Raw genomic sequence first — 517 nt, 5'->3', positions numbered from 1 at the left:
GTTCTATACTGCCTTTTATTAAACCTCTTGCTACATAGATCACTTCTCTGGTTTGATGTTGAATATTCCATGAAAGATTTGAGCGCTTTTCTTAACGTACTCTTCCAGCTTCACCAAAAGTGTAGCGGTGAATTTCGAATCATCTTCTTCTGCAAGCCAGTCAAACCGAAGGTCAAAGTGATGATGTACATTGGCATAATCATAGAATGCCTTTACGGAAAGTTTATTTGTCTTTGGCAAATTGGCAAGGTATAAACGGGAACTAACTGGCAAAATCTTTCTGTCACCTGATTCCTTAAACTGACCTTTCAGTTCCGATGGAAGCTTCTTAAAATGATCCCCAATCTTCTTTAGAACATGGGTTTTGCTATCTTCCTTTTCTTTGTTGAAGCTTACCCCTAACTGAGCATAATCTTCTCTGTACTTTGAATCAATATCGTAATCTTCAGACATGAAATGCACCTGCATCGCTCGGGCATACTCTTTACCGAATTTCTCGATGTTATAAAGATTGATA

At 38.1% G+C, this 517-nt stretch carries 1 protein-coding gene; it reads right to left on the bottom strand.

All coding sequences use genetic code 11. The features are described from left to right. Positions 1-39 precede the first annotated feature (39 nt). A partial coding sequence (locus KMAL_RS16805; RefSeq protein WP_219811437.1) for a hypothetical protein occupies positions 40-517 on the bottom strand: 478 nt, incomplete at its 5' end.

It is taken from the genome of Novacetimonas maltaceti (assembly GCF_002906255.1).
Lineage (GTDB): Bacteria > Pseudomonadota > Alphaproteobacteria > Acetobacterales > Acetobacteraceae > Novacetimonas > Novacetimonas maltaceti.
Note: the sequence above shows the minus strand (reverse complement) of the source record. Positions and strands in the feature narration are given on the sequence as shown.